Origin of the sequence: Gimesia fumaroli (assembly GCF_007754425.1) — a bacterium.
Classification (GTDB): domain Bacteria; phylum Planctomycetota; class Planctomycetia; order Planctomycetales; family Planctomycetaceae; genus Gimesia; species Gimesia fumaroli.
Window position 1 is genome coordinate 7,230,736 of sequence record NZ_CP037452.1, and the last position, 25,254, is coordinate 7,255,989.

The 25,254-nt window shown below is 52.8% G+C and carries 18 protein-coding genes; 2 read left to right on the forward strand and 16 right to left on the reverse strand.

Going from position 1 to position 25,254, the window contains the following annotated elements:
- Positions 1 to 42: 42 nt before the first annotated feature.
- From Enr17x_RS27335 to Enr17x_RS27375, 9 genes are all read right to left on the reverse strand, one after another.
- Positions 43 to 1,053: a ThuA domain-containing protein gene (locus tag Enr17x_RS27335; protein WP_232100872.1), complete on the reverse strand. Its 1,011-nt coding sequence runs from the start codon at positions 1,051 to 1,053 to the stop codon at positions 43 to 45.
- A gap of 363 nt (positions 1,054 to 1,416) precedes the next feature.
- Positions 1,417 to 1,944: a peroxiredoxin gene (locus tag Enr17x_RS27340; RefSeq protein ID WP_145313287.1), complete on the reverse strand. Its 528-nt coding sequence runs from the start codon at positions 1,942 to 1,944 to the stop codon at positions 1,417 to 1,419.
- Positions 1,945 to 2,043: 99 nt separating this feature from the next.
- Positions 2,044 to 3,252 (reverse strand): NHL repeat-containing protein, encoded by a 1,209-nt coding sequence (locus Enr17x_RS27345; protein WP_145313289.1) that lies wholly within the window; start codon positions 3,250 to 3,252, stop codon positions 2,044 to 2,046.
- Positions 3,253 to 3,336: 84 nt separating this feature from the next.
- Positions 3,337 to 4,380 carry a cytochrome-c peroxidase gene (locus Enr17x_RS27350; protein WP_232100873.1) on the reverse strand — a complete coding sequence of 348 codons (1,044 nt, stop codon included), beginning with the start codon at positions 4,378 to 4,380 and terminating at the stop codon, positions 3,337 to 3,339.
- A 256-nt stretch (positions 4,381 to 4,636) separates the two neighbouring features.
- A complete protein-coding gene (locus Enr17x_RS27355) occupies positions 4,637 to 6,334 on the reverse strand; it encodes a hypothetical protein (RefSeq protein WP_145313291.1) in 1,698 nt (565 codons plus the stop codon).
- Between the two features lie 24 nt (positions 6,335 to 6,358).
- Complete coding sequence (locus tag Enr17x_RS27360) at positions 6,359 to 8,053, reverse strand: EscU/YscU/HrcU family type III secretion system export apparatus switch protein (protein ID WP_145313293.1); 1,695 nt, start codon at positions 8,051 to 8,053, stop codon at positions 6,359 to 6,361.
- 66 nt (positions 8,054 to 8,119) lie between these two features.
- On the reverse strand, positions 8,120 to 9,766 hold the full coding sequence (locus Enr17x_RS27365; protein ID WP_145313295.1) for a hypothetical protein: 1,647 nt from the start codon (positions 9,764 to 9,766) through the stop codon (positions 8,120 to 8,122).
- A gap of 5 nt (positions 9,767 to 9,771) precedes the next feature.
- Positions 9,772 to 10,677 carry an ABC transporter ATP-binding protein gene (locus tag Enr17x_RS27370; RefSeq protein WP_145313297.1) on the reverse strand — a complete coding sequence of 302 codons (906 nt, stop codon included), beginning with the start codon at positions 10,675 to 10,677 and terminating at the stop codon, positions 9,772 to 9,774.
- Positions 10,674 to 11,075, reverse strand: a complete 402-nt coding sequence (locus Enr17x_RS27375) for a GntR family transcriptional regulator (RefSeq protein WP_232100874.1) — start codon at positions 11,073 to 11,075, stop codon at positions 10,674 to 10,676. Before Enr17x_RS27375 ends, Enr17x_RS27370 begins: the two co-directional genes overlap by 4 nt.
- A 186-nt stretch (positions 11,076 to 11,261) precedes the next feature.
- On the opposite strand from Enr17x_RS27375, the gene Enr17x_RS27380 reads away from it, so the two are divergent.
- Complete coding sequence (locus Enr17x_RS27380) at positions 11,262 to 12,731, forward strand: sulfatase (RefSeq protein WP_145313299.1); 1,470 nt, start codon at positions 11,262 to 11,264, stop codon at positions 12,729 to 12,731.
- 112 nt (positions 12,732 to 12,843) lie between these two features.
- On the opposite strand, the gene ltrA is transcribed toward Enr17x_RS27380, so the two are convergent.
- The 5 genes from ltrA to Enr17x_RS27400 all read right to left on the reverse strand — a co-directional run bounded on the left by ltrA (position 12,844) and on the right by Enr17x_RS27400 (position 18,974).
- On the reverse strand, positions 12,844 to 14,175 hold the full coding sequence (ltrA, locus tag Enr17x_RS27385; protein ID WP_198000725.1) for a group II intron reverse transcriptase/maturase: 1,332 nt from the start codon (positions 14,173 to 14,175) through the stop codon (positions 12,844 to 12,846).
- Positions 14,176 to 14,346: 171 nt separating this feature from the next.
- Positions 14,347 to 14,520 carry a hypothetical protein gene (locus Enr17x_RS29795; RefSeq protein ID WP_198000726.1) on the reverse strand — a complete coding sequence of 58 codons (174 nt, stop codon included), beginning with the start codon at positions 14,518 to 14,520 and terminating at the stop codon, positions 14,347 to 14,349.
- 321 nt (positions 14,521 to 14,841) lie between these two features.
- Positions 14,842 to 16,467 carry an arylsulfatase gene (locus tag Enr17x_RS27390; RefSeq protein WP_145313301.1) on the reverse strand — a complete coding sequence of 542 codons (1,626 nt, stop codon included), beginning with the start codon at positions 16,465 to 16,467 and terminating at the stop codon, positions 14,842 to 14,844.
- A gap of 45 nt (positions 16,468 to 16,512) precedes the next feature.
- The gene (locus Enr17x_RS27395; RefSeq protein ID WP_145313303.1) at positions 16,513 to 17,931 is read right to left on the reverse strand and encodes a sulfatase family protein; all 1,419 of its coding nucleotides are present in this window, start codon (positions 17,929 to 17,931) and stop codon (positions 16,513 to 16,515) included.
- A gap of 59 nt (positions 17,932 to 17,990) precedes the next feature.
- Positions 17,991 to 18,974 (reverse strand): sugar phosphate isomerase/epimerase family protein, encoded by a 984-nt coding sequence (locus Enr17x_RS27400; RefSeq protein ID WP_145313305.1) that lies wholly within the window; start codon positions 18,972 to 18,974, stop codon positions 17,991 to 17,993.
- Between the two features lie 135 nt (positions 18,975 to 19,109).
- Between Enr17x_RS27400 and Enr17x_RS27405 the strand changes: the two genes are divergently transcribed.
- Positions 19,110 to 20,429: a THUMP domain-containing class I SAM-dependent RNA methyltransferase gene (locus Enr17x_RS27405; protein WP_145313307.1), complete on the forward strand. Its 1,320-nt coding sequence runs from the start codon at positions 19,110 to 19,112 to the stop codon at positions 20,427 to 20,429.
- A gap of 11 nt (positions 20,430 to 20,440) precedes the next feature.
- Here Enr17x_RS27405 and Enr17x_RS27410 read toward each other — a convergent pair whose 3' ends face one another.
- A complete protein-coding gene (locus tag Enr17x_RS27410) occupies positions 20,441 to 22,525 on the reverse strand; it encodes an ATP-dependent helicase (protein ID WP_145313309.1) in 2,085 nt (694 codons plus the stop codon).
- 133 nt (positions 22,526 to 22,658) lie between these two features.
- Positions 22,659 to 25,199, reverse strand: a complete 2,541-nt coding sequence (locus tag Enr17x_RS27415) for a DUF1080 domain-containing protein (protein ID WP_145313311.1) — start codon at positions 25,197 to 25,199, stop codon at positions 22,659 to 22,661.
- Between the last annotated feature and the right edge of the window lie 55 nt (positions 25,200 to 25,254).

Below are 25,254 nucleotides of genomic sequence, written 5' to 3' on the forward strand. Positions count from 1 at the left end.
CAAGTCATAGTTAATTGATCGGACCGATCTTTTGAGAATTGATCAGGGCGCCTGAACTGTCGGTTCGTTGTCGTTCCATTTGACTTTGGGAATCGGCTGTGTCACTTTGCCGGTCGCCGCCCATTCGGTGCCGCGTTGCAGGGTAATCTGAAAACCGGTCCCCTGCAGGGCCGTCGTATCGTGCCCCAGCGTTGTATGGAACACGCGGCCTTTCCCATAATCGATGGTCATCATGATCGGTTCGTGTTCGCCGGTGCCGCGTTCATCGGGCTCGGAATACGCGGTTGCGAGAACGGTCACATTTTCAGCAGGTCCCCGGAGCTTTCCGTAAACTTCATCTGCCGGATGCATCCACTCGACAGGCAGCCCTTTCACAATCGGATGTTCGGGCTGACGAACCTTGACGACGACGGGAATTCGCGTACCATGCGTGCCCCCTCGACCGGCGGATGTATCTTTGATCCATTTATCATCGCGTAGTCTCAACATGGGCCCCGATTTCTCATCGCGACCGCCCCAACCGCCGACGGCGATCATTTTGTTATATGCTGGCCAATCGGAAAACGAATTGTCGGCGGCATGCACGACCACGAAACTGCCGCCGGATGCGACGTAATGATCGAACGCCTGCTTTACTTCTTCGGGCCAGCTTTCACCATTATAGTTGCTGACGATTACATCGTACTGTTTAAAGTCGGGGCGCCAGGCTTTCCATTGTGCAGGTGCGTCCCGTTTGATGCGGGCAACCGTTTCTTCCCAGCGTCTCAATTGCTGATCCTGATATTTCGCATCCTCTTTGGAAAGCTTGCCCGTGATCATACGCGGTTTTCGTGGAATTCCTTCCGGCGTGGTAGAAACTTCAACTTTAAAGCGACCGGAATTCTCCAGAATCTTTTTGAGCAGCGGTGTTGTCTGCTGCCATTTATGATTGTTCTGCCCGTCTATGAGCAGCACCGACAGTTTTTCATCAGACGCATCCGCAGCGCGGCACAAAAGCGGACTGCAGCAAATCGCCAGCAATATCAACACGAAAGGACGGTATGAGCACTTCAATGGATTTCTCCTTTATCTCAATGGATTGACACTATCATCAAATGGAATCAGTTCGCAGCGGTGGGGAATCAGACACTAAAATAACACTCTCACGCCTTGAAGTCACGCAATATCTGCCCGCAGCGATTGAGGCACTGGGTAGCCGCCCCGGTTAACGTCTTAGGTAGCCATCGTTCAAATTAAGAAACACTATCTGGCAATATCACAAAAAAGTTTACAGAGAAATCATACTATCCGAGGCTAAGATGAAACAAGAAGTAACCTAGAATTCAACAATACGATGAAAAATCAACCGCGCGCATAAAAAAGCAGGAGCCCCATGCGGGAAACTCCTGCTTTAAATGCTGATTCAGCGGGAAAGACTTAGAGTGTCTTTTCACCTTTCTTCCAGTTACAGGGAACGTTTTCGCCTGTCTGGAGAGCGTCGAGGACACGCAAAACTTCTTCGACGTTACGTCCGACGCTCAGCGGGTGAATGGCCATCCACTGGCAGACGCCTTCGGGATCGATCAGGAAGATACCACGCAGTGAGATGCCGAGTTCTTCTTTCAATACGCCGTAATCGCTGGACAGCTTGTGAGTGCCGTCGGCCAGCATGGGATATTTCAGGTCAGCCAGTTGAGGATCAGCATCACACCAGCCTTTGTGAGAGTACTTGCTGTCGGTGCTGGCTGTCAGAACCTGGCAGTTACGGGATTCAAAATCGCCGAGGGCATCGTTGAATGCTACTAATTCAGTGGGGCAAACGAACGTGAAGTCCAGAGGATAGAAGAACAGGCAGACCCACTTGCCTTTGAAGTCGGCCAGTTTGTAATCCTTGAATGAATCACTGGTACGGTCATATCCCTGCAAAGCAAAATCGGGAGCGGGCTGCATTACGTTAACTGTCATTAGTCTTTACTTACCTTCAAAATATGAGTGAAAATTGATTTCGTGATAACGACGCGGGCTGATTCCTCAGGAATTCAACCCGCATCATGAGCGTCTGTTTTAGAGACCAGCTTTGATGATCGCCAGTGAACCGGGAGATTTTTCAGGATCTTTCCCCTGAGTTCCAAAAGCGGTCAAATACAGATTGCCTTCTTTGTCAAATGCAATCGCAGCTGGCTTATCGAGTGAAACGATTTTTTCGGCAGTCACTTTGTCGCCATCGATTTTCAGTTCGAACAGCCCCCCCTTGGTGGTATCCACCCAGGAGAAATCAGTTGCGTACAGTTTTTTGGTTTTGGGACTGTAAGCCAGGCCGGCGATATCGCTCAGACCGGTTTTCAGGCTCTTTTTGAGCTTGCCTGTTTTGGGATCGTAGAATGTCAACAGTGCATCGTTGGCGACATTCATTTCACCCATCTGACCGATGACCAGCTCTTTTCCATCGGGAGAAAACGTGATGGCTACCGGAGCATCCACGTTGGTAGCTTCTTTAGTAGCGATGGTCAGTTCCAGCGGGCCGGCCTTGCCGTCTTTAATCACCGATTTGGCAACCCAGCCTTTGGTGTCATCGCCGTTACAGGTAATGAAGATGTCTCCGCCACCGACGGCGACTCCATAGAAGTTGCCTTCACCCTTGGCGGTTTTGTCGCCGGCTTTGATGGGGCCCAGAGTCTGAACGGCGGTGTCTTCTTTGACCCATTTCGCAACGGGCTTGTCGCCGACTTTGTAAATGCGGACCAGTTCTTCACCATCGGGACGGCTGCCATCGCCGACGACCAGCTGATCTTTACTCATGAAAGCGACACCCAGAGGACCAACGTTGTATTTAGGTCCTTTGCCGTAAACGTCTGTCGGATAGCCGGCGATTTCCAGATCAACGGTTTTGCCTTTGGCATCGTAGCGATACACGCCGTAACGGCTGGCAACAAACACATGGCCGGTGCCTTCCTGAATGGCGAGACCACTGGGATTTTCCAGGTTGGTCACCAGAGTTTTCACAGTCACAGCCGGTTTTTTAGGCTCTTCCTTTTTTGGTTCTTCTTTTTTAGGAGCAGGCTTGGCAGCTTCTTTCTTAGGTTCTTCCTTCTTGGGAGCCTCTTTTTTAGGGGCTTCTTTTTTGGGCTCCTCTTTCTTGGCGGCTTCTTTTTTCTCGTCGCCTTTTTTATCGCCTTTCTCATCAGCGATCAGAGCAGTACTTCCCAAGGTCAAGCAGAGTGCCGTCAGGCAGCATACGCTTGCTTTAAAAATCAGGTTTAAATTCCACTGCATGGTGTTCATCTTCCTTTGAAAAGGGGATTTTCAATTGGTTTGTTCGTTTCGTACGATGTGCTTTTCGAAGCAACCAGCGATACGTTATTCAGGTAACTTGGGTGCTTTATGCTCAGGATAATCCGAACTGCCCAGTCCTTCTTTCATAAAAGTGACCAGATCATCCACTTCCTGAGGCGTCAAACTCAGCTTGTAAATTTCTTCGTCGAGAAACTCGTTGGGAATACCTCCCTTATTATAGTGATCTACCACTTCTTTCAAAGTCTGCATGCTACCATCGTGCATATAAGGTCCGGATCGGGCGATATCCCGCAATGAAGGGGTTTTGAAACTTCCCTGATCACCGCCCAGCTTACTGATGGCTTTGCGGCCCACATCAGGCTCTTTTGCATCCATACCCACGCCAATATTGTGAAAGGCATTGTCGGTGAAATTCGGCCCCGAATGACAGGCACTGCAAACGGCTTTGCCGAAAAACAGCTTCATACCCCGCTGTGCCGCTTCTGAAAGCGCTTTTTTGTCTCCAGCTTTGAATCGGTCATAAGGCGCATCGCCACACAAAACGGTCCGTTCATAGGTGGCAATCGCTTTGGCGATATTCTCTTCGGTCGCGTCCGAACCGAATACTTTCTGGAACTGTTTTTTATAACCGGGAATCGCGTTGATTCGATCGACGGCTTCCTTGAGCGTCAGATTCATCTCGATCGGGTTCGCAATCGGTCCTAACGCCTGTTCTTCCAGTGATCCGGCACGGCCGTCCCAGAAATGAAACTTGTTATAGGCGGCGTTAATCACCGTTGGTGAGTTGCGGCCCCCTTTTTGTCCCTTGAAGCCGGTCGCAAACTGGTCTGCGTTGCTGTACCCCTTATCGGGTGCATGACAGCTGGCACAGGAAATTGTATTATCACGGGAGAGACGTTTGTCGAAGAACAGCTGTTTCCCAAGTGCAATTTTTTCGGCAGTGGGAGGATTATCTTCAGGAAATTCAATGGGCGGCAAACCAGCTGGAACCTTAATCACCGGCTCCTCTGCCTGAACTGTGAAAGCCCCCGCACTGATGACGAATGTGAAAACAACCCCTGCTGACAGAGCAATTCCCCACATGTGATGTGTTGCCCGCGCCATCATTTCTCCTCACTAAAATTACACCGATTGCGATCCACGTCTGGCAGAGACGCTGTGGAAGTGAATGTTAATACACATTCCTGCAAATTGTGTACTTCCACACAACAGGCCTGAAACTGAAAATCTGCCTTAACTGCTTATTTTTAGTTGCTGGGCTCAGGACTGCAAGTCACTATGGCGGCGGATTTGGATTGAAAGCGAGATTTTCACACGATTTATGACAAAGAAGGCAAACCGTATCTACTTACAGCCGAGGTATTTAGCGATGTCGATTCCAGCTCAAAGCCAGCGGAATGGAGGCAAACGGGGTTAGAAACTGCGTACAGAGTGAGACGAAAAAAAGAATCGCACTGAGATCCACGACATGATTAGGCCGCGTCGGTGGAGAGCAGAGAAAATAGCACGCCAGCGAGACGCCAATCACCCATAACACAAAAGCAATCAGGCAGGTTGAAACCTGAATTAGTTTTTTTCGGCAGGCAGTAACATAGGCGAGCGCCGTACCACCCAATAACAGGAGCGACCCTGACAGAAATGCAAAAATTAAAAAGGACATGAATGGGGAAATATCACGTGATCCGAGGTGATGGATAGAATAATGCTCCAGGAAAGCGCCAAACGCGATGAACAACCCAAAGAGACCCAGGCCTCCGCCGATCAAGCCATAAATAAACCAGGTGCGGCCGGTCCAGAAAATGGAAATCAGATTCGCGTTGATGATCCAGAAACAGACCAAGTAATAAACTGCATACCTCAGAATGATACCTGAAAGGACTGCTAAATCTGCATTGAATATCGCGGCACCATCCAAAAGCAGAAGCGTTACGAACGAAAAGAACAGGCCCAACTGGATCATCAGGAAAATAGAAACCATCGCTCTAAATAGATTCAAAAACAGAGGCTGATAGAAATCGCAATCGGACAGCGGTGCCGTCGCGAGGAACCGCTTCATTTCGGTTCTACCAGGCGCGCAGATTCCCTCCCCGATCTGGATTCCGGAAAGAACAGCAGCAATCACACTAAACGCTAATGTGATGGCCAGAAAACCATCCAGGTATTGATGGAGAGTCGACCCAAAGGCCTGCCTCATCGCCAGATTGACCACCAGAACCGTGATCCCGAATAAGGTTCCATACACAATGACCGCACGTTGACAGGAATCGCGCCAGTGCAGTCGTGCCAATGACGATCTGACTGATGCGGGGACAGCGTTGCTTTCGGAAACGGCACCACTCATCAGCGAATCCCACCAGCGGTGCATCGCTTGCCAGTGCGTGCTGGGGACGGCAATTCCCGAGCGAACGTTCGCAAATTCCCGGGTTCCCCAATACCAGGCCGCTATGCTGACAATGAACAGCGTGAAAAATTCTTCGAGCGTCACATGTTTCCAGGAAACCGCATCTGCTCGGAATCCATTCGGAAAATAACGGGAAATGAACCACCAGAATAGTCCCACGATGGAAACGGTCCAGCAGAATGCTCGCGTAAAACTGACGGCATACACTCCCCAGTAAATCGCATGACTGACCAGAATCAGCGTCACCAGAAACAGCAACGGCCCGAGCAGAGGCCAATACTCGGAGAGCCAGTGTTGATCAAAAAAGAGGACCCGGTAAGCGCCATTCGTGACTAACTGTAACAGCACGACCAGACTTACAGTCACCAGCATCATCCACGTGGCGATTGCGGTCGAACGAACCGGCAGCCCCATACAGATTTTTTGTGATCCCTGAATCGCATAGAATCCAACGGCGAGAAAAAAGATCCACGAGCAAACCAGATAGAAAATGTGTAAGCTTAGTAACTCCTGGCTGCCGGCACTCACACCCGACTGCGGAGATTCGAAGACGATCCGATACAGCAAAGGTCCCAGGACCAGCGTCCCCACCGCCAGCAGGGCGCCCACCCAGGCACGTTTCAGAAACAGTCGTGTCGTTGTATAGAAGGCCGAATTCATCCTGCAATCCTCGTTTTCATTTTTCTAGCGATGCCGGTTCCAACTCAGAGCCAGCGGAATCGTCGCGAACGGGGCCAAAACGAAGGCACTGATCGCGGAATAGATCCAGAACATTCCCCACCGAGGCTCCAGACCCGATCGCGCCGCCTCGTTCAATAGCGTTACTGAAAAGATAGCACCCAGGCTGCACCAGATCAGCAGCGCCAGCACCGCCTTCTTCCAGGAGATGAACGCCTTGCGCCAGGCTATGAGATACGCTGTAAATGTGCATCCGACAATCAGTGAATAGACTGCCAGCAACATCATGCTCACGATGGCTGCTGCCACCCAGGAACCGCGAAAGAATGCGCCCAGCAGATTGAAGGTGACCACATATAAAATGAAACCACCAAAACCAACGCCGACAACGGTGTTGATAAACCAGGTGCGACCTGTCCAGAACACCGAAACTGCATTTGAAGCAAGCACCCAGAAGCCGATCCCAATCAACAGAAAACGTAATAAATACTGGGAACCCCCAAACAATCCCTCCCACATGAAATTCAAAACCTCTGGCCCCCACAGGAGTGTGGTGATCCCCAGACTGAGAAACAGCGCGCTAAAAATCATCGCGAGAGTCAAAACAGAAGATGTCACCATATTCCGAAACAGCAACGTATTCAGATCCTGATCGGGGAGGGGTGCGATTGCCAGAAAAGTCCTCATTTCGGTGCGTCCCTTATTGCACATTCCATCCCCTAACAAAAAGGCGACAAGAATCGACGCGACGAAACTGGCCAACATTGTGATGGCCCAATATCCTTCGGCGATTTCGCGAACACTGGTTTGATCCGAATTCAACTGAAATCCAATGCCGAGAGTGATTACCAGTACAATGCCTCCAAACAGGAGCCCTCCAAGTATGACAGCGCGGCGGCAGGAATCACGCCAATGTAGTTTGGTCAGAGCCGATCGCCGTGAGAATGGTTCGGGCTGCTTTTCTGGAATCGCGCCGCTCAGTAACCCGTTCCACCAGACTTCCACCCGTTCCCAGGCCGGACTGGGAACTGCAGTGCCGGCGCGGACTTGGGCAAAGGCCCGGGTCCCCTGATACCAGGCCGCAATGCTCACGAATTGCATCAACACAAATTCTCCCAGCGTGACGCGGCTCCAGGGCACTTCCTCTGCGTGAAAGCCATTCGGGTAATAACGGGAGAGAAACCAGAATAACATACCAAGAACCAGTGCTGCTCCCAGAAACAAGCGCGTAAAACTGGGCGCGTGCAAACTCCAGTAGAAACAGTGACCGACCAGAATCAAAGTCACAATGAAGAGCAACGGCCCCAATAACGGCCAGTAATCTGCCAGCCAGTGTTCGTCAAAGAACAACATCCGATAGACGCCGTTCGTCAACAGTTGCAGAACCACCACCAGTCCGACCATCGAGAACATCAGCCAGCTGGCAATCGCTCGCGAAGAGACCGGCAGAGCCCGGCAGATTTTTTCAGAGCCAGAGAGCGCATGCAAAGAAACGCCGAGAAACGCGATCCAGGAAAGCCCGAGGTAAGCAAAGTGATAACCGGTCAGGTCATGCTCCATATATTCCAGGTTCAAACCCTGCAGCCTCGTGATCACCAAAAACAACAACGGCGCCATCACCAGCGTCCCCACCGCCAGCAGCGCACCAATCCAGGCACGTTTGCAAAAATCTTTCGTCGTCACATACAAGGCGGTTGTCATCACAACACCTCACTTCTTTCTGTTATAAAACAACGTTCGTTTGGTTCAAATTTTTCATGACTCGGCTCAGCGATGCCGGTTCCACGACACCGCCAGGGGAATTGTCGCAAACGGTATCACAAGCAGCAGGAACAACGAGGAACAGAACACTCTGAGAACCTGGGGGTGTGAATTCCAGACATTCCAGAACAACAGTGTGGTCACCACAATGAACAGAACAGATCCCACAACCGTTCTAAAACGGATCAAGTTCTTGCGGAGTGCCATCACAAAAGCAGCCACGCTGCCACTGATGATAAGCAGCGTTAAAAGTGAGAGAATCATTTGCCCGACCTGCGGTTGCCAATCGCGAGGGGCCACAAATATATAAAGAGGCGTGCCGACAAAGGAGAGAACCGTGATGCACGCAACGACCGAAATCATGAACCAGTTCCGACCGGTCCACAAAAGAGAGACCAGGTTTGCTGCAATACACCAAAAGACGGCGAGCGCAACTAGTACTTTGAATCCCACGCTCTGAAGAACTGGTAGCCCCTCATTCCATCGGATGACATCATACTTGAAGATGAACTCAGCAACCAGATAACCCAATGCCAGACTGAGTAACAGGAAGGCGAACAGTAATCCGATCGACTTCGTCAAATTCCGCAGTAACGCAGAAGCTAAAACCTGATCAGAGAAAGGTGCGTTCGCCAGAGCGGGTATCAGTTCTCTTTTTTCCTTATTCACTAGACTTTCACCCAGAAAGAACCCGAGCAGGGTTGCACTGATGCCCGAGAACAGAAACAATGCAAATGATGAGGTTTCATGAAACAATTTCAAATCAGGGCCACTTTGCGTCAGACTGACAAGAATAGTGACACTCAGCAAAATGACGAGCGCGATTCCCACCATCCTGACTGCCCCGGAACAGGATTGACGCCAGTGCAGTTGCTCGAGAGAGGCTGTTTTTGACAGACAAACAGGCACATCCACAGTCTGTGTGCCATTGATGGAACCATTGACCCAGAGCGAGATCTGCTCCCACGGCCGACTCGGTTTTGCATCCCCACAACGGACACGTTTAAAGGAAGCGACTCCCAGCCACCAGGCCCCCAGACTTACAGCCAGCATCGTCGCATATTCTGACAGTGTGACCCTGCACCAGGGAACGATCGGTTTCTGGATTCCATTGGGAAAAAAACGGGATGCAAACCACCAACCCAGTCCGATGACCACCGCGGCCGAAAACAGTAATTTTGAGAAACTCTGTGACTGAAAATTCCAATAGAGACTATGCCCGACAATGACCAGGGTAGTTACAAATAAGGTAGGGCCCAGCACAGGCCAATACTCACTCAGCCAGTTCTGATCAAAAAAGAGAACCCGGTACAGCCCATTCGTTAACAGGCTTAAAAACACGACAAACCCTGCCGAGATCAGCATCAGCCAACTGGCCATGGACGCCGAAGATAGCGGGAGTGCAAAAATAAACTTCCGACAGTCCCGGAACGCATGGATGCAGATCCCAATAAACAACAACCATGAAAAACTGACAAAGGAAAAGAAATAATCGAAAGGATTACCCTCTCCTTCGTAAAACAGGTTCCCATGGAAGTTCAAGCCGTCACGAGCAGAGAGGGGCATCATTATCAGAAAACCGACCGCCAGCAACGCTTGCCACCAGACGCGTCTTCCAAACACTTTTGTCACTACAAAGAAAGAATTTTCCATGGGACTTATTCCTCAAAAGACGATCGTGCGGCCGACTTCATGCGGGCAACAAATATTTCTTCCAGTGTCGGGGCGGCCTGTTCCAGAATTTCTGCCTTCAGTTCCTGCAAGGCGACTTCCAGTTCCTGCTTCTGACCGTTACAGATGATTTTCCATTCCCGTCCCGAGCCGGACCAGGTCAGTGCCCCCTCCAGTTCAGGGAAGAACGGCTGCGGTTCCTGAAAACTGACCGTCAATTGATAATGTGAGACCAATACTTCATCCAGCGGGCTCGTCAGCAGTATTTTTCCTTGATCGAGGATCGCAACCCGGTCGGAGACGCGCTGCACTTCGTCTAACAGATGTGAAGAAAACAAGACCGTGCGGCCTTCATCGACCACAGTGCGAATGATGGCATCCAAAATGTCTTTGCGGACCACCGGATCCAGGCCGGAAGAAGGTTCATCCAGCACCAGCAGCGGTGGCCGATGTGCCAGTGCCAACAACAGTCCAGCCCGTGCCAGCTGCCCCCGCGACAAGGTAGGCACTTTTTGATTGAGGGAGAGTTCGAACATCATCCGCAGTTCTTCGGCGTAGACGGGATCCCACTTGGGATAAAAGGCACGCGTGAATTCAAACAGTTCGCGAATCGTCATCCACGTCGGCAGATCTCGTGTTTCGGAAAGATGACCAATTCGCCCCAACACGCCCGGTGGATCGGCGACCGGATCCAGGCCAAACACCCGCACTGTTCCCTGCTGGGGCTTGAGGAAACCGAGCACGTGCTTGAGTAGCGTTGTTTTGCCGGCGCCGTTTTCACCGACTAAACCAAACACGGCTCCCTCCGGAACAGAGAGACTGACGTTATCCAATGCCTGTTTTTTCCCGAAGCGACGACTTAAATCACTGATCTCAATCACATGCTCGCTCATTTTTCGACCTCTTTATATAAATCAAACTTCTGGCTTCGCTGACGTAGTAACTTCAACAGGGTTTCTTCATCCACGCCTAACTGACGCGATTCGGTCAGCAGTGCATCCATTCGCTCATTCAGAATGCGGCGCTTCTCTTTATTCGACAGGGGGGAGACGCCATTCGAGATGAAAACGCCGGCGCCGCGTTTCGAGATCACTACTCCTTCCGCTTCCAGCTCACGGTACGCACGAGCCACCGTATTGGGCGTGATCGTCAATTGCTGCGCGAGACCGCGCACCGAGGGGAGTTGTTCATGCGGCTCCAGCCGCCCGGACGCCACCAAGAACTTGACCTGGTTCGCTACCTGCAGGTAATAAGGCGTGCCATCCGCTTCTGATAATTGAATTTGCATCATATGTCCTCACAACAAACTGTATCAACACAGTAATACAATTAAATTTTACTGTCAATCATTTTTTTGAAAATCCGACAAGGACCTGCCTGCCAGACATCTCTGCTGTTGCAACGACGCCCGCGAGTCTTCAGAATGAAAGAAACGCTAACTCTTCCCACAATCATTGCTTATAGAAAGTCATATCTCATGCAACGGCCCGGCAGATGTTTCTCATTGTTGCTGCTCGCTTTACTCGTAACAGTCTGCCCTGCCCTCTGTTTCGATGCCGCCGCGGCTGATAAACCAAACGTGCTGTTCATCGCCGCCGATGACCTGCGGTGTGACCTCGCCTGTTACGGACATCCGCTGGTGAAGACACCGCACCTGGATCAACTGGCAGTGCAAGGCGTGCTCTTCAAGCAGGCGTACTGTCAACAGGCGTTGTGCAATCCGTCGCGGGCTTCACTGATGACGGGCCGCCGCCCGGACAGTCTTAAGATCTGGGATCTGCCCACACACTTTCGCGAAGTGGAACCAGACATCGTCACACTGCCTCAACTGTTCAAGCAGCAGGGCTACTTCACTCAGAACATTGGCAAAATTTTCCATAACTGGCGTCAGAACATCCAGGGAGACCCGACATCGTGGAGCGTGCCCGCGGTGATGCATTACGCCACACATGGCAGCGACAAACCGGTTTTGAACAATAATCGTGAACTACCTGTGAATTTCTCGAAGATGTCGAGAACCGAGTGCCGTGACGTTCCCGACTCTGCTTACTTCGACGGACGGATTGCCGATCTGGCGGTTCAAGCACTCAAAGAAGTCAAACAGAAACAGGAGCCGTTCTTCCTGGCGGTCGGCTTCTGGAAACCACATCTGCCTTTTAACCCACCGAAAAAGTATTGGGATCTGTATGACGATAGTCCGATTACTGTCGCTGCAAATCCAGAACCCCCGAAAAATGTGCCGGCTGTCGCTTTGCATAACGGCCAGGAACTGCTGCGCAGCGCGAAGGGGAAACTGACGAAAGAGGAAATCATCGAGCTCCGCACCGGCTATCTGGCGGGCATCAGTTATCTCGATGCGCAGATTGGCAAAGTACTCGCGGAACTGGATCGTCAGGGGTTACGAGACAATACAATTATCGTCTTCTGGTCCGATCACGGATTTCACCTGGGCGAGCATGGCCTGTGGTGCAAGACATCGAATTTTGAAAACGACGCGCACGTCCCTTTGATGATTTCAACACCGAACATGAAACAGGCGGGAAAGACATCCGCAGCGCTGGTCGAATTGATCGACATGTATCCGACGCTGGTAGATCTCTGCGCGTTACCTTCCCCTGCCAAGCTGGAAGGCAAGAGTCTGGTCCCCATTTTGAACGATCCCACCAAAACGGTGAAACCAGCGGCTTACACGCAGCACCCGCGACCCGCCTATTACAAAAAGAGCCCCGAATTTATGGGCGTCTCCGTCCGCACGCCCCGCTATCGCTATACGGAATGGCGTGACTTTAAAACGGGCAACGTCGTAGCAAAAGAACTCTACGATCACATCATCGATCCCGAAGAGAACACGAACATCGCCGACCAGCCCACCGACAAAAAAGCCTTTCAGGCTGCAGTCAAACTGCTGGAAGCAAAATTCCCGCGACCGATGAAAGCACAGGATTAAACTGGCTCCATGCAGGAATCGATAGGGGTAGGAAGGACCGGTTGCTTCCGGTCCCCCCTCCCTCCGAACCGGACGTGCGGTTCTCCCGCATCCGGCTCTCCGGTTGGTAGTTTTACCTCTGCGAGGATTGACTGGCCAGAACATGGGATTGTTTCAAGGAGAACAGTCCCTGTTCGGCAAAATAAGCATTGGGCCAGCGTAAATGATCGTGTCCTCGTCCGCGACCTTTGCCTTTACGACGTTTCCGAAGTATACTTCGCAGACGCATGCGAACCCACTGATCCAGGATGGTATACGTGGAAGGCTGGCAGTGTTGAAAATAATTGAACCAGCCACGTAGCGTCGGGTTGAGCTGTGCAATGATGCATTGAAGGCTATGCCCGTTCGTCCGCCTCGTCTTCTGCCGAATGGAGTCTTTGAATTTCTGGAGACTTTTCTTTCGAGGGAAGCGATAACGCCCCTGGAAAGTGTAACCCAGAAAATCGAAGCTCCCCTCGGCCATGTCGACGATGTGAGTCTTGTCCGGATGCAGCGTCAGGCCGGCTTCCGCCGTCCACTGCCGCACCATCTCCAAAGCTCGCTCGGCGTCTTCCCGAGTTCGACACAAAATCACGAAGTCGTCTGCGTAACGGACCATCTCAATTCCGGCTCCCGCCATCAAATGGTCGAGGGGATCGAGATAGATGTTGCTGAGCAACGGGCTGATCACCGCTCCCTGGGGGCTCCCACGATCGGGAGTCCATTCGGCAAGGTCATCTAGAATCTGTTGACGCAGAAACATCTCGATCAGCGTCAGCACCTGGCCGTCGCTGATTTTCTCCCGGACCCGATTCATCAACTTATCGTGGGGAATTGTGTCGAAATAGCTCTTCAAATCTGCATCCACCACATATGTGTAACCGCTTTCGAGCAGCGTATCGACACGCTGTAGCGCATCCTTACAGCCGCGCCCGGGACGGAAACCATAGCTTTGCTCGGCGAAATCCCGTTCGAAGATTGGTTCCAGCACTTGGCGTAATGCGGTCTGCACCACCCGATCCCGAGCTGTGGGAATCCCCAGAGGACGCAGTTCCCTGCTCCCCGGCTTGGGAATCCACTGTCGCCGGATTGCCTGCGGTTGGTAGTTTCCTTCCCGCAGTTGTTGCGACAGCTTTCTCAGGTTCGGGATCAATCGCTCGGCGAAGCGTTCGCAGCTGACGTGATCCACACCAGCTGCACCGCCGTTGGCGGCTACTCTACGAAACGCCTGATACAAATTTCGATCACGATCGACTTTATCGATCAGACTGAACCATTGGCCTCCTTTCACCCCCGTTTCGAGGGCCGTCAACATGCGGTCTGTCCAGACACATGGTTCTACCCAGTCCCAGCGGGACGAAGCTTCTCCGACTTGTTTAGCCGCAAACGGCACTCGCGTCGGTTTTTGTTCCCTGTTTCGGTTCATTCCACATCTACCTTCCTGCATCCCTTTGCTCCACGGGCGTTACCCCGCTTCTTCGCTAATATGGATGCTCTGACTCCTACCCAACTGGCTCTTCGTACCGGTCGGCTCCAGAGAATCCGGAATCCGGCACATGAACGCCATCCTTAAGATCGGGCAGGTCTCCCTGCTTCATCACATCAAACCTTCAGACCATTCCGTCTCCAACCACCCCTCGTTGCCCCCGGGACCGACCTGGTTTTGAACCACGGGGCTGACCGTCGCGGAACCGCTGGCAGCGGTCCCGCACCCACTCGGCAGAGTTTCGCACGACGTCACTTGGGCTTCGCCATTCCCTAGCTGGCTCACCACAACGAAAAGCCGAATCGAGTTCGTTATCCTACGGACTAGTCGTTCACATCCGGTTGCTCTCCACCTCCTCTCACGAGAACGCAGTTACCTTCTGTTACGAAGTTCAGGTCAAACTTCGGCAAGGACTTTCACTTCGCTGATTCAATGCGCTTGCAGGCGCACTAGGGGTCGACCCATGTGTCGACCCGCGCGGTACGCGTTGATCACAACGTCTGCGTTCGCACGGTCTGATAGGTTCCATTCGAACGATTTAGAAATATTTGATCATATGACAGGCGGGGAGACACATGGGTCTCCCCCTACAATCTTTGTGGCCCCTTACTTGGGATACACTCCCACCCGTTTGGCCCATGCCTGCCATTGGGCTGACAAGTCCGAAACCATCTCCGGCTTCTCTTTCGCAAGGTTGTTCAATTCCGTGCGGTCCTGTTTCACATCATAGAGTTCCCACTTCTGGGGCTGGAATCCTTTTGCTGGCGAAACGCCCCGTCCGACCAGTTTCCAGTCGCCGTCGCGCACGAAGGCGTTGCTCTCATGCTCGATGAAGAGGGGCGCCGCACGATTCAGACGTTTGCCCTGCATTGCCGGTCGCAGAGAAACGCCGTCCAGTGCGTGGATTTCATTACCGGCATAGGTTTTGGGATATTTCGCACCCGCCACATCCACGAGTGTCGGCATGATGTCGATCAGCTGTGCTGGCTCCGTGTACCATTCTTTGCGCGGCTGAATTTGCGCCGGCCAGTGCATCAGGAACGGCGTCGAGGTTCCCCCTTCATGAGCATAATGCTTAAACAAACGGAACGGCGTGTTCGACGCATTGGCCCAGGCTTTGCCGTAACTGTTGCTGTGTTCTTGATCGCGATTTTTCGGATTCATAAAACGGCCGCGTCCCAGCGCAGGACCTTCGGCACACGCACCATTGTCCGACAAAAACAGGATCAGTGTGTTGTCATACTGCTGGTTCGCTTTCAGCCAGTCGACCAGTTTGCCGATATTCTGATCCATGCGATCCACCATCGCCGCATAGACCGACATCTTCAGATCCATCTCGTTCTGTTTCTGCTTATCCAGCGAGTCCCACGCGGGAGCCGCTTCATTGCGTGGCGACAGTTTGGTGTCCGCCGGCAGCAGACCGAGTTTCTTCTGTTTTGCCAGTCGCTGTTTGCGTAACTCGTCCCAACCGATCCGATATTTGCCGCGATATTTTTTAATCTCCTCTTCATGTGCCTGCAGCGGCCAATGCGGCGCGGTATAGGCGAGGTACAGGAAAAACGGTTTCTCCTGTTGTGTTGAGTTCTGCTGATGTTCTTTCAGAAAATGAATCGCGTAATCGGTAAAGGCATCGGTCGTATAAAAACGACGGTCGGTTGTGCTGGGGGGCGTTTTAATATGCTCATTTCCCAGCGTCATCCCCCGTGGCTCCTCCGGATAAAAGAAACGGGTTGCCCCCGAAATACAGCCGAAGTATTTTTCAAAACCACGCTGCAAAGGCCAGCGATCTTTCGCGTTAAACCCGAGGTGCCACTTCCCCGTCATATAGGTCGCATAACCGGCGGACTGCAGCACTTCGGCAATCGTCACACACTGTCGATTCAGATAACCCTGATAGGAAGGGGGCTTCGTCTCGCCGCGCGTGTTACCGGGCGGATTGGTCATCCAGCCGATTCCCGTCTGATGCGGATGCAGGCCTGTCATCAAGGTCGCCCGGGTGGGACAGCAGCGAGCCGTATTATAGAACTGGGAAAACCGCACACCCCCTGCCGCCAATGCGTCAAGATTGGGCGTTTCAATCTCTCCACCATAACAGCCCAGATCGGAAAAGCCCATGTCGTCGACCATGATCAGAATGATATTCGGCCGCATTTCCTCCACCGCGTTGACGCGGGTTGTCACGAGAAAAAATAAAACAAAGGTAACACTGAAGAGCACTTTCAGATTCAACATGGTGTTCTTTCTATCGAAGTCAGTTCTTTTGCAGAATCGAATTGATTAATAATCATTTCCCTGATTGCTGTTGTCACAGGATTTAATCCAGCTCTCAAGGTCGTTTCGGTATTGTTTCACCAGCGCGGGGTAATCCTGTGAAACATCGGTCGTCTCACCCGGATCAGCGAGTAAATCAAACAACTGATATTGTGCCTTCGCCCTTTTTCCCGTGCGTAACAGCTTATAGCGGTGCGTCATCCAGGCCGCTTTGTTTTGAAATTGAAATCCAATGGGCTCTGTCCGTTCCTTGAGATTCTGTTGAACCACGGGGAGTAAATTGATTCCATCCAGGGGACGCTTTTCTGGAACAGGCAACACGGCGGCAGCCAGAATCGTCGGCAGATAATCACTGGTGACCATGGGGAAACTGGTTTCGGTGCCGGGGGTAATTTTGCCCGGCCACTCCACCAGCGCCGGCACACGGATACCCCCTTCGGTCAAATCCCGTTTGCGTCCTCGAAACGGTCCCGCCGATCCGGGCGCACTCGCATTGCCTTCCGGGCCGTTGTCGGAACAGAACCAGAGCATCGTATTTTCAGCGGCATTGAACTCTTTCAGCTGAGCCCGTAAGCGTCCGATCTGCTCGTCCATGGCCGTGATACAACCATAGTAGTTCGCGTGGTACAAATCGTGTTTCGCATACATCGCCCGATAGCGGGGACCGGCGACCACCGGCAGATGGGGCGTGTGAAACCAGATGACACAGAAAAACGGCTTCTGCGCTTTCGCACTCTGCTTGACAAAGGGAATCACACGGTCCATGATCACGCGCGAATCATCGCCGCTCAGATTGTCCTTCACGATCTCGCCCTTATCGTTCCAATAGTGGGTGCCATACGCCTGACTCGGACTGTCGTCGGTCAACGCCGCCCAACCTTTACTTGGTGCTTTCCCTTTTGGTTTTCGCATCGGGTCCCAAGTGGGAACTTTCGCTTCGGTCGAGAAACAGACTTCGAATCCGTTTTCCCAGGGGGGCGAAAAGTGATCGATATTTTTGGGGCCGCCCCGATTCGAATCGCGGATTGTTTTGGTCAACGTACCCAAATGCCATTTGCCAAAGTGCCCCGTCCGATATCCGGCGGCTTTCAATGATTCCGCCAGCGTCTGTTCCTGCGGCTTCATGTGTCCGGTGTTGGCGTGCACGATCCCATACCGAAACGGATTGCGGCCCGTCAGACAGCTCCCGCGCGTCGGGCTGCACACCGGCGCGCTGGCGTAGAACCGACTGAGAATCATCCCCGCCCGCGCCATCGCATCCAGGTGCGGCGTCTTAATGATCTTGTTTCCGTTAAAGCCGGTGTCACCCCAGCCCAGATCGTCGCACATGATCAAAATCACGTTCGGTTGCTCAGCCGCATGAACATCAAGTCCGAACAGAATCACGATGAGACAGATTGCTGCAGTCGCTAATTTGGTAAACATCTAACGCGCCCCCACCATGAGCGGAATGGCGCTCAGTTGGTTTTGAGTCTCAATCAAACTTACGACCACAGCGAACGGAAATACTTCGCATCGACGGCCGTCTGTGCCAGGCATTCCTGCGTTGAAAGTTCTTTCCAGCTATGTCGGCCCTTGTACTCGCTATGCAGTGAGAAGATTCCTTCGTAACCCAATTCACGCAGGGCAGCCACATATTTCGGGATTGGGGAAATGCCATCCGCAACCGGCACGGTTTTCACTTCCCATTTCTGATGTCCCTGTTTATCGCGACCTTCACCCCGTTCCCAGGCAAAGTTCTTGACCGCACATAACGAAATCCAGGGCGCGAGTAAATCCAGTCCCTGTCGCCAACCATCGCCGCTCCCTTCTTTGACCATGTGCAGCATGTCGACATACGCGCCGACTTCCTGTGGCGAATAATCCTGGATCAACTGATATAACTGAGTTCCATGCGAAGGAAGAAACGCGTTTGAGTGCACGTGCACGCAAGGCAAAATTTCATACTTCTGACACAGCTTCGCGACCTTGCCGATTTTTTTCGTCGTCTCTTTCAACTGTTGGGCCAGGGTGCCGAACGGCTTGTAACGATAGTAGCCGATCTTCACACGATCAATGCCCTGCTCCTGCGCCGTCGCCAGAATGCGTTCGGCGTTTTTATCGGGCTCGTCGATCATCGTGGTCAGGAACAGAATTTTCACGTCCGCTTCTTTGGCCGCCTTGCAGGCTTCCGGTAGTTCCTTTTCGGCGTTCTCAGGCAGAATGTGGCCTTTGGGGCGGACTGTCAGATCGAGGCCGTCCAGTCCGATCGATTTGAACGCCCGGCACACATCGGGAATCGGCATGTCCTGAAAACTTTTGGTGAACGCGCCCAGCTGGTAGCCGCTGGCCGGTTTCTGTTTACTTTCGCCCGCCTGTAATCCGGTTAAACCGCCGGCGAGTGCTGTACCCGCTAATACATTCAGTGAGGCCTGTTTCAGAAAATCACGGCGTGGGAGCCGATTATGAGGGGTGAGAGCATTCCGCATCGTAAAAACCTTCTCTATGATTCAAAGTCGGGTAGAAATCAGTGGTTGTCGTTTTATAGTAGTATGATCACCAGCCGACCCTTTTTCTACCGGATTTAACCGTTTTACTGAAATCGAAAGCGATACCCTGTTCGTATGTCTGAGCCGCTCACACTCGTTGCCACCTCTGCCTTTGGCCTGGAAGCGGTGGTTTCGCGCGAATTGAAACAACTGGGATACGAGGATCAGACCGTCGAAAACGGTCGCGTTACCTTTCAAGGTGATCTCGAAGCGATCTGCCGCTGCAATCTCTGGCTTCGTAGTGCCGACCGTGTAATGATCTGTCTCGGTGAATTCACGGCTCTCGACTTCGATGACCTGTTCGACGAAACCCGCGATCTCGAATGGGAACGCTGGATGCCCCCTTCGGCCCGGTTCCCTGTGCGTGCGTCCGCCGTTCGTTCCAAGATTAACAGCGCCAAAAACTCACAGAAGATGGTCAAAAAGGCAATCGCCGAACGCTTGAAAGATCATTACATCAAAGACTGGTTCCCTGAAGACGGCCCCCTGTATTCGGTCAACGCGGCCATTCTGAAAGACAAAGCGTCGATCTGCGTCGACACTACCGGCTCCAGTCTGCACAAACGCGGCTATCGTAAACTGACCGCCGGTGCGCAATTGAAAGAGACACTGGCAGCCGGCCTGATCCAACTCAGCTACTGGAACCGGGAGCGGGCGTTTGTCGATCCCTGTTGCGGTTCGGGAACGATCCCCATTGAAGCCGCCTTGATCGGTACGAATACGGCGCCGGGCATCAATCGCGAATTTGCCTGCGAAGGCTGGCAGCAGTTTCCTGCGGAACTATGGAAAGAGGCTCGCGACGAAGCCCGCGACCTGGAACGCAATGATCTTGCATTTCGTTTGCAAGGCTACGACATTGATCCCGCGATGATTCGTATGGCCCGCTATCACGCACAACAGGCGGGCATGGAGGACTTCATTCATTTTCAGGATCAGCCTCTCTCCGAATTCAGCACGCCCCGCAAATATGGCTGCATCATTACCAACCCTCCCTATGGCGAACGCCTGGGAGAGAAAGAAGACGCCGAAGTCATCTACCGCGAAATGAAACGCGTGTTTAAGCCCCTGGATACCTGGTCGATTTATGTATTGACCTCGCATCCCGGCTTCGAACGCATTTACGGACAAAAGGCCCGCCGCCGCAAGCTGTATAACGGCGGCATCGAATGCACCTACTATCAATTCCCGGGTCCCCCCCCGCCACGGAAGAAGTCGCCCTGGGACAAAGCCAAAGCTGCGGAAGAAGATGAGACGGGCGAAGAAACGCCAGACGCTGAAGCGACGGTTCCCCAACCCGCTGATGCAGAACCGGCACAAGCGGAGTCGGCAACCATGGAGCCGGCTGACGTCGAACCAAACGTCGAACAGTCTGCAGACGAAAAAGAATCGTCTTGAACAACCCGCGGTCAGGCGGTCCACATATTACGCAGATTTTTGCGAATGTCTTCCGCCGTCGTCTCGATTTGTGCTTCCTGTGGCGTATCCAGGTCCTCGGCATTGAACGCCGGTCGTCGCTGAAACAGGGACAACGTTTTTGACGAAACAAACCGCGTCAGTTGCGCGTAACTATGAGCCTGGTTCCAGCGTCGATTCTGGAAATACTGACGATGTGGAAAACAGACATAGAGCCAGTTTTTCGCCCGCGTGAGCGCGACATAAAATAATCGGCGTTCTTCGTCGATTTCCTCTTCACTCTCCAGCGACATCTCGGAAGGAATACTGCCGTCGGCCGCCTGCAGCACATAAACGGCGTCCCACTCCAGTCCTTTTGAGGAATGGATCGTGCTTAACACCAGAAAATCATCGTCGGCCTTATCACTGCCGGTCGCGACATCCTGTGTCGAGCTGGGCGGGTCGAGGGTGATCTCTTCCAGAAAACTCATCCGGCTGCTGAACCGGCTGGCGACCTGTTCCAGTTGTTCCAAATCGCGCTGGCGAGCCGATGCGTTGTCATATTGCTGATCCAGGATGGGGGCATAAAAGGTGCGTACCTGATGCACCTCAGCAGAAATGCCCTTTTTCTCTGATTGCGGCGAGGCGAGATTATTCATCAGTCGCACAAACAGCGGCCAATGTTCGACGGTCGCCGCCGGCGGTTTGAATTCGCTCCAGACATCAAACCGGAACTGCGATTCGGCCAGCACGTTGAGCAATTGTTGTGCTTTTTTCTGACCGATGCCCGGCAGTAATGTTAACACACGCAAGCCGGAAACCGCATCACGTGGATTTTCCGCCAGACGTAAATAAGCCATGAGATCTTTGACGTGGGCCGTTTCGATAAACTTCAAGCCGCCATACTTGTGATAGGCGATGTTACGACGGGCCAGTTCGACTTCCAGCGGCAGACTGTGATTCGACGCCCGAAACAGCACTGCCTGCTTCTGCAGAGGAATGCCGGCTTCCCGATGTTCGAGTACCTGCTGTACCACGAAGTCGGCCTGCTCGTTGTTGTCGCTGCAGTCCACGATGAACGGTGCTTCGCCGGTCAGTTTCGACGACCAGAGATTTTTCTCGTACCGTTCATGGGCTTCGTCGATGATCTGGTTCGTCGCCTGCAGGATCGGTTGTGTGCTGCGATAGTTCTCTTCCAGCGTGACGATCGTTGTGCCCGGATACGCCTGGGGGAAGTCCAGAATGTTGCGCACGGTCGCCGCCCGGAACGAATAAATCGACTGGGCATCATCGCCCACGACCGTCAGGCCTTCCCCTTCGGGAGAGAGGTTTTTCAGAATGCCCGACTGCAGCACGTTCGTATCCTGATACTCGTCCACCAGAACTGCTTCAAACTGACCGCGGAGCAGCTTGCCGCCGGCGGGATCTGCGGCGAGGGCATGCCAGAAGATCAACAGGTCGTCGTAATCGAGGATGTTCTGTTTCTCTTTGCGATCGACGAACGCCTGGAACAGTTTTTTGAGATCGTCGACATGCTCCAGACACCAGGGATAATGCTGTTCCAGAATCGGCTCCAGCTTGGAACACGTATTCACACAGCGGCTGTAGATTTCCAGCAGGGTCCCTTTACGGGGAAATTTCTTGCCGTTGTTTCCCAGCTCCAGTTCGCTGCGGATCGAACTCATTAAATCTTCGCTGTCACTGCGATCGATGATGGTGAAATCATCGGGCAGGCCAATCGCCTGACCGTAGCGTCTGAGCAGACGGGCCGCCGTTGAGTGAAACGTGCCCCCCCAGATACTTCGCGAGCGGGCCTCCGCGACCGAACGTTCGCGGCCCGCGCCCAAAGCGCGAAGCAGGTTATCGACGCGGCGGATCATTTCGTTCGCAGCCCGCCGGGAGAAGGTGAGCAAAAGAATCCGGCTGGGATCAATGCCTTGCGAAATCAGGTAGGCGACGCGATGCGAAAGTGTGGTCGTTTTCCCTGTACCGGCACCAGCGATAATCAACAGTGGACCGGTATCGTGACAGGCAGCCGCCCGCTGCTCCGGGTTGAGCTGTTGAAACAGTTCTTCAAGTTCTTGTGGGATTTCTGACATCCGTGCCTCGCCGCGGTCCTGAGAAAATGCTGAATGGCCTGTTCTCTATTTTCGCGGCAGAGGCTTTTATCGCAAGGGGCGGATCTGAAAAATGTGGCGGAACAACTGTTTTTCCTCAAGGTTAGACCGTGATTTACAGCTCTCGCAGCCTCACATTGCGATAATGCACCTGATTCACCAGATTTCCGTGAATCTGTAGTGCGATGATCCCCTTGAGTGGAATGCTGGGATCTTCTTCGGTGAAGTCGACCGTTTGCACTCCATTGATCCAGAGTTGAATCCGTGGGCCTTCACAGCGAATGCGGTAGGTATTCCAGTCATCCATGCGAACCGGGAAATCCCGTTTTTCTTTTTCAGGGCCGGCTAGAATTTTCTTACGGCGTGATTCATCGTACAGGCAGCCCCAGTAACCGGTACCGAGGTCCGCCTGGTAACCGCTGACTTCGTGGTGATCGGGAATTTCCGCTGTGCGAATCTGAACGCCCGCGTTGGTTTTATCACCGAGTAACTTGAATTCGAGCTTCAATTCGAAATCGTCGTATTCCTTATTCGAACGCAGAAACTCATTCCGTTCGACTTTTTCAGTCAAACTGCCGGCAACGATCTCGCCGTTTTCAATGCGGAAGATTTCTTCATTGCCGTGCCAGCCGTCAAACGATTTACCGTCATACAGAGATTGAAAGCCAAGCTCTTGTTCATGCTGTTTCGCCTGTGCTTTCACACGATCCAACTGTTGTGCAGCTCGCTGTTTCAAATTGTTATTCGAAGTTGTAGCAACCACCTGCTGCAGTGCGTGTAACAACAGGTCATCTTCAATGGGCGTGCCGCGTTCTGCCCAGGAGACAATGGTGGCAGCAGCGGGCACGTTGAGCTGTTTGTCGCCGAGTAGTTCAATTGTATAACTCACCGCTTGTGGCGTCGGATAGCGACGCAGCACTTCGAACACGAGTTTCTTTTCATCGTTCCGCTCGGCATTCGCCAGTGTATTGCGGCAGACTTCGAGCCGTTTTTCGGGTGTCATGTTGAGCTGGCGCGCCACGCGGATGTATCCACGCAACGCACGGATTTTGTATTTACGGTTCTCCAGATTTTTCGCCAGATCCAAGAGCGGCGGCGCGACGTCAATCGTGACCCATTTGCCGAGCAGGTCCGTGGCCGTATTCTGCAGTGCGTCCTCATTGGAACGGGCCGCTTTCACGACGGTCTTGAGCGCCGTCTCACCGCCGATGGCTGCCAGCTGTTTCAGCAACTGTTGCTGTTGTTCGATTGAAGCCCCTTTCATGGCAACGGCCAGCGTATTTGCAGTCTCTTCTAAAGGCAAACGTGCACAGGCGGCTTTGAGAGCGGCACCGGTGTTTGCGTCACCGGGATTCTTCAACGCGAGTCCGATCAGTTTCGAAAGATCGGCAGACGATGTCGTGCCACCGAGTGCGGCAATGGCCGCCTGTTTGACTTCGGGATTGGAGTGACCCACCAATTGCAGCACGGATGGCGTGAGCGAACTGATGCGGCATTCGCCCGCCAGTTGCAGACCCGCGAGTTGCTCAGGCAGTGCTTCATTTTCGACCAGTTTACGTGTGTTGGTTTCGATGAATGTTTTGACCTGGGATGCAGGCTGGCTGGAACTGAATTTCACAATCACCGATTCAGCCGCACCCCCGATTTCGGGATTGTTCTGTTTCAAGAGACCAAACAGATCGCCGAGCACCTGGAGCTGGGCACTTTCATCGAGAGACACTTCAAGTTCACCCAGTGAATTGATCGCCTGTAATTGCAACGCACCTGAGCCTTTGGTGGCGGCTTCCCGCACCAGTGGTAGTGCTGCAGGATCGTGTTCAAGGCTCAACGCGGCGATGACGAGCGCTTTTCGTTCATCGGACAGACTGGGATAAGCGTTGATCAATGTGGAAGTCGAAACTTTTCCCAGATCGCGTGCCGCCTGCAGAGCAGAACGAAATTGCTTTAGATCATTTGCCTTGAGTTCTTCAGTTAACAGGTCGAGGCCCGCTTTGCCCTGGAGCACAATCGCCCGTTGTGTCGCTGCCAACTTGATATTTTCGGGCAGGTCTGACTTTCTGACTGCTTCTGCTAATTCGATTGCCGACTGCTTGTCTTTTCCTGCAAGAGATCGCGCACACATCAGGCAGGCAAAACCGACTTCGTTTTGTACTTTCGCATCTCCTTTGCCGAGCGCTGCCTGTAATGTGGTTGCGGCTGGTTTTGTGCCAATGGCGCCCAGTGCATGGGCGGCGGCGATCGCGACTTTGGCGTTTTTATCCGAGAGCAATTTTGCGAGTTCTGCCGTCGCGTTTTCATCTTTGCGTTTCCCAATCGAATTGATCGCGCCGACAAGCTGATCTCCTTTAACGGATTTGAGTGATTCTTCCAGTGCCTTGTCTGCCGCAGGGCTGGGAATGTTTTCCAGAGCCGAGCGAGCATAGGTCGCCAACTTTTCATCGCCCAGATATTTTGCGATCGCGGGAACCGATTTGGCATCACCAATCGCTGCCAGACGACGACAGGCCATCGCTTTGTCGTACGTACCTGCATCGGAATTCAGAACTTTGACCAAACGGGCGGCTTCTTCTGATTTCTCCGCGGCGGAAACCAGATTGGCTGAGTGAAACAGGCTGGCGGAAATCAAACAGAGCAGACAGAATCTGAACGAGAACATGAGTGGAAATCCCTCAAGTGATTAATATTGAATGAAAGTGGAAATCGTGTGACGA

What these genes read in the sequence shown, in the direction of transcription:
- Enr17x_RS27340 (WP_145313287.1), bottom strand. Translation starts at nt 1,944, where the DNA reads ATGACAGTTAACGTAATGCAGCCCGCTCCCGATTTTGCTTTGCAGGGA.
- Enr17x_RS27345 (WP_145313289.1), bottom strand. Translation starts at nt 3,252, where the DNA reads ATGCAGTGGAATTTAAACCTGATTTTTAAAGCAAGCGTATGCTGCCTG.
- Enr17x_RS27350 (WP_232100873.1), bottom strand. Translation starts at nt 4,380, where the DNA reads ATGATGGCGCGGGCAACACATCACATGTGGGGAATTGCTCTGTCAGCA.
- Enr17x_RS27355 (WP_145313291.1), bottom strand. Translation starts at nt 6,334, where the DNA reads ATGAATTCGGCCTTCTATACAACGACACGACTGTTTCTGAAACGTGCC.
- Enr17x_RS27360 (WP_145313293.1), bottom strand. Translation starts at nt 8,053, where the DNA reads ATGACAACCGCCTTGTATGTGACGACGAAAGATTTTTGCAAACGTGCC.
- Enr17x_RS27365 (WP_145313295.1), bottom strand. Translation starts at nt 9,766, where the DNA reads ATGGAAAATTCTTTCTTTGTAGTGACAAAAGTGTTTGGAAGACGCGTC.
- Enr17x_RS27370 (WP_145313297.1), bottom strand. Translation starts at nt 10,677, where the DNA reads ATGAGCGAGCATGTGATTGAGATCAGTGATTTAAGTCGTCGCTTCGGG.
- Enr17x_RS27375 (WP_232100874.1), bottom strand. Translation starts at nt 11,075, where the DNA reads ATGATGCAAATTCAATTATCAGAAGCGGATGGCACGCCTTATTACCTG.
- Enr17x_RS27380 (WP_145313299.1), top strand. Translation starts at nt 11,262, where the DNA reads ATGCAACGGCCCGGCAGATGTTTCTCATTGTTGCTGCTCGCTTTACTC.
- ltrA (WP_198000725.1), bottom strand. Translation starts at nt 14,175, where the DNA reads ATGAACCGAAACAGGGAACAAAAACCGACGCGAGTGCCGTTTGCGGCT.
- Enr17x_RS27390 (WP_145313301.1), bottom strand. Translation starts at nt 16,467, where the DNA reads ATGTTGAATCTGAAAGTGCTCTTCAGTGTTACCTTTGTTTTATTTTTT.
- Enr17x_RS27395 (WP_145313303.1), bottom strand. Translation starts at nt 17,931, where the DNA reads ATGTTTACCAAATTAGCGACTGCAGCAATCTGTCTCATCGTGATTCTG.
- Enr17x_RS27400 (WP_145313305.1), bottom strand. Translation starts at nt 18,974, where the DNA reads ATGCGGAATGCTCTCACCCCTCATAATCGGCTCCCACGCCGTGATTTT.
- Enr17x_RS27405 (WP_145313307.1), top strand. Translation starts at nt 19,110, where the DNA reads ATGTCTGAGCCGCTCACACTCGTTGCCACCTCTGCCTTTGGCCTGGAA.
- Enr17x_RS27410 (WP_145313309.1), bottom strand. Translation starts at nt 22,525, where the DNA reads ATGTCAGAAATCCCACAAGAACTTGAAGAACTGTTTCAACAGCTCAAC.
- Enr17x_RS27415 (WP_145313311.1), bottom strand. Translation starts at nt 25,199, where the DNA reads ATGTTCTCGTTCAGATTCTGTCTGCTCTGTTTGATTTCCGCCAGCCTG.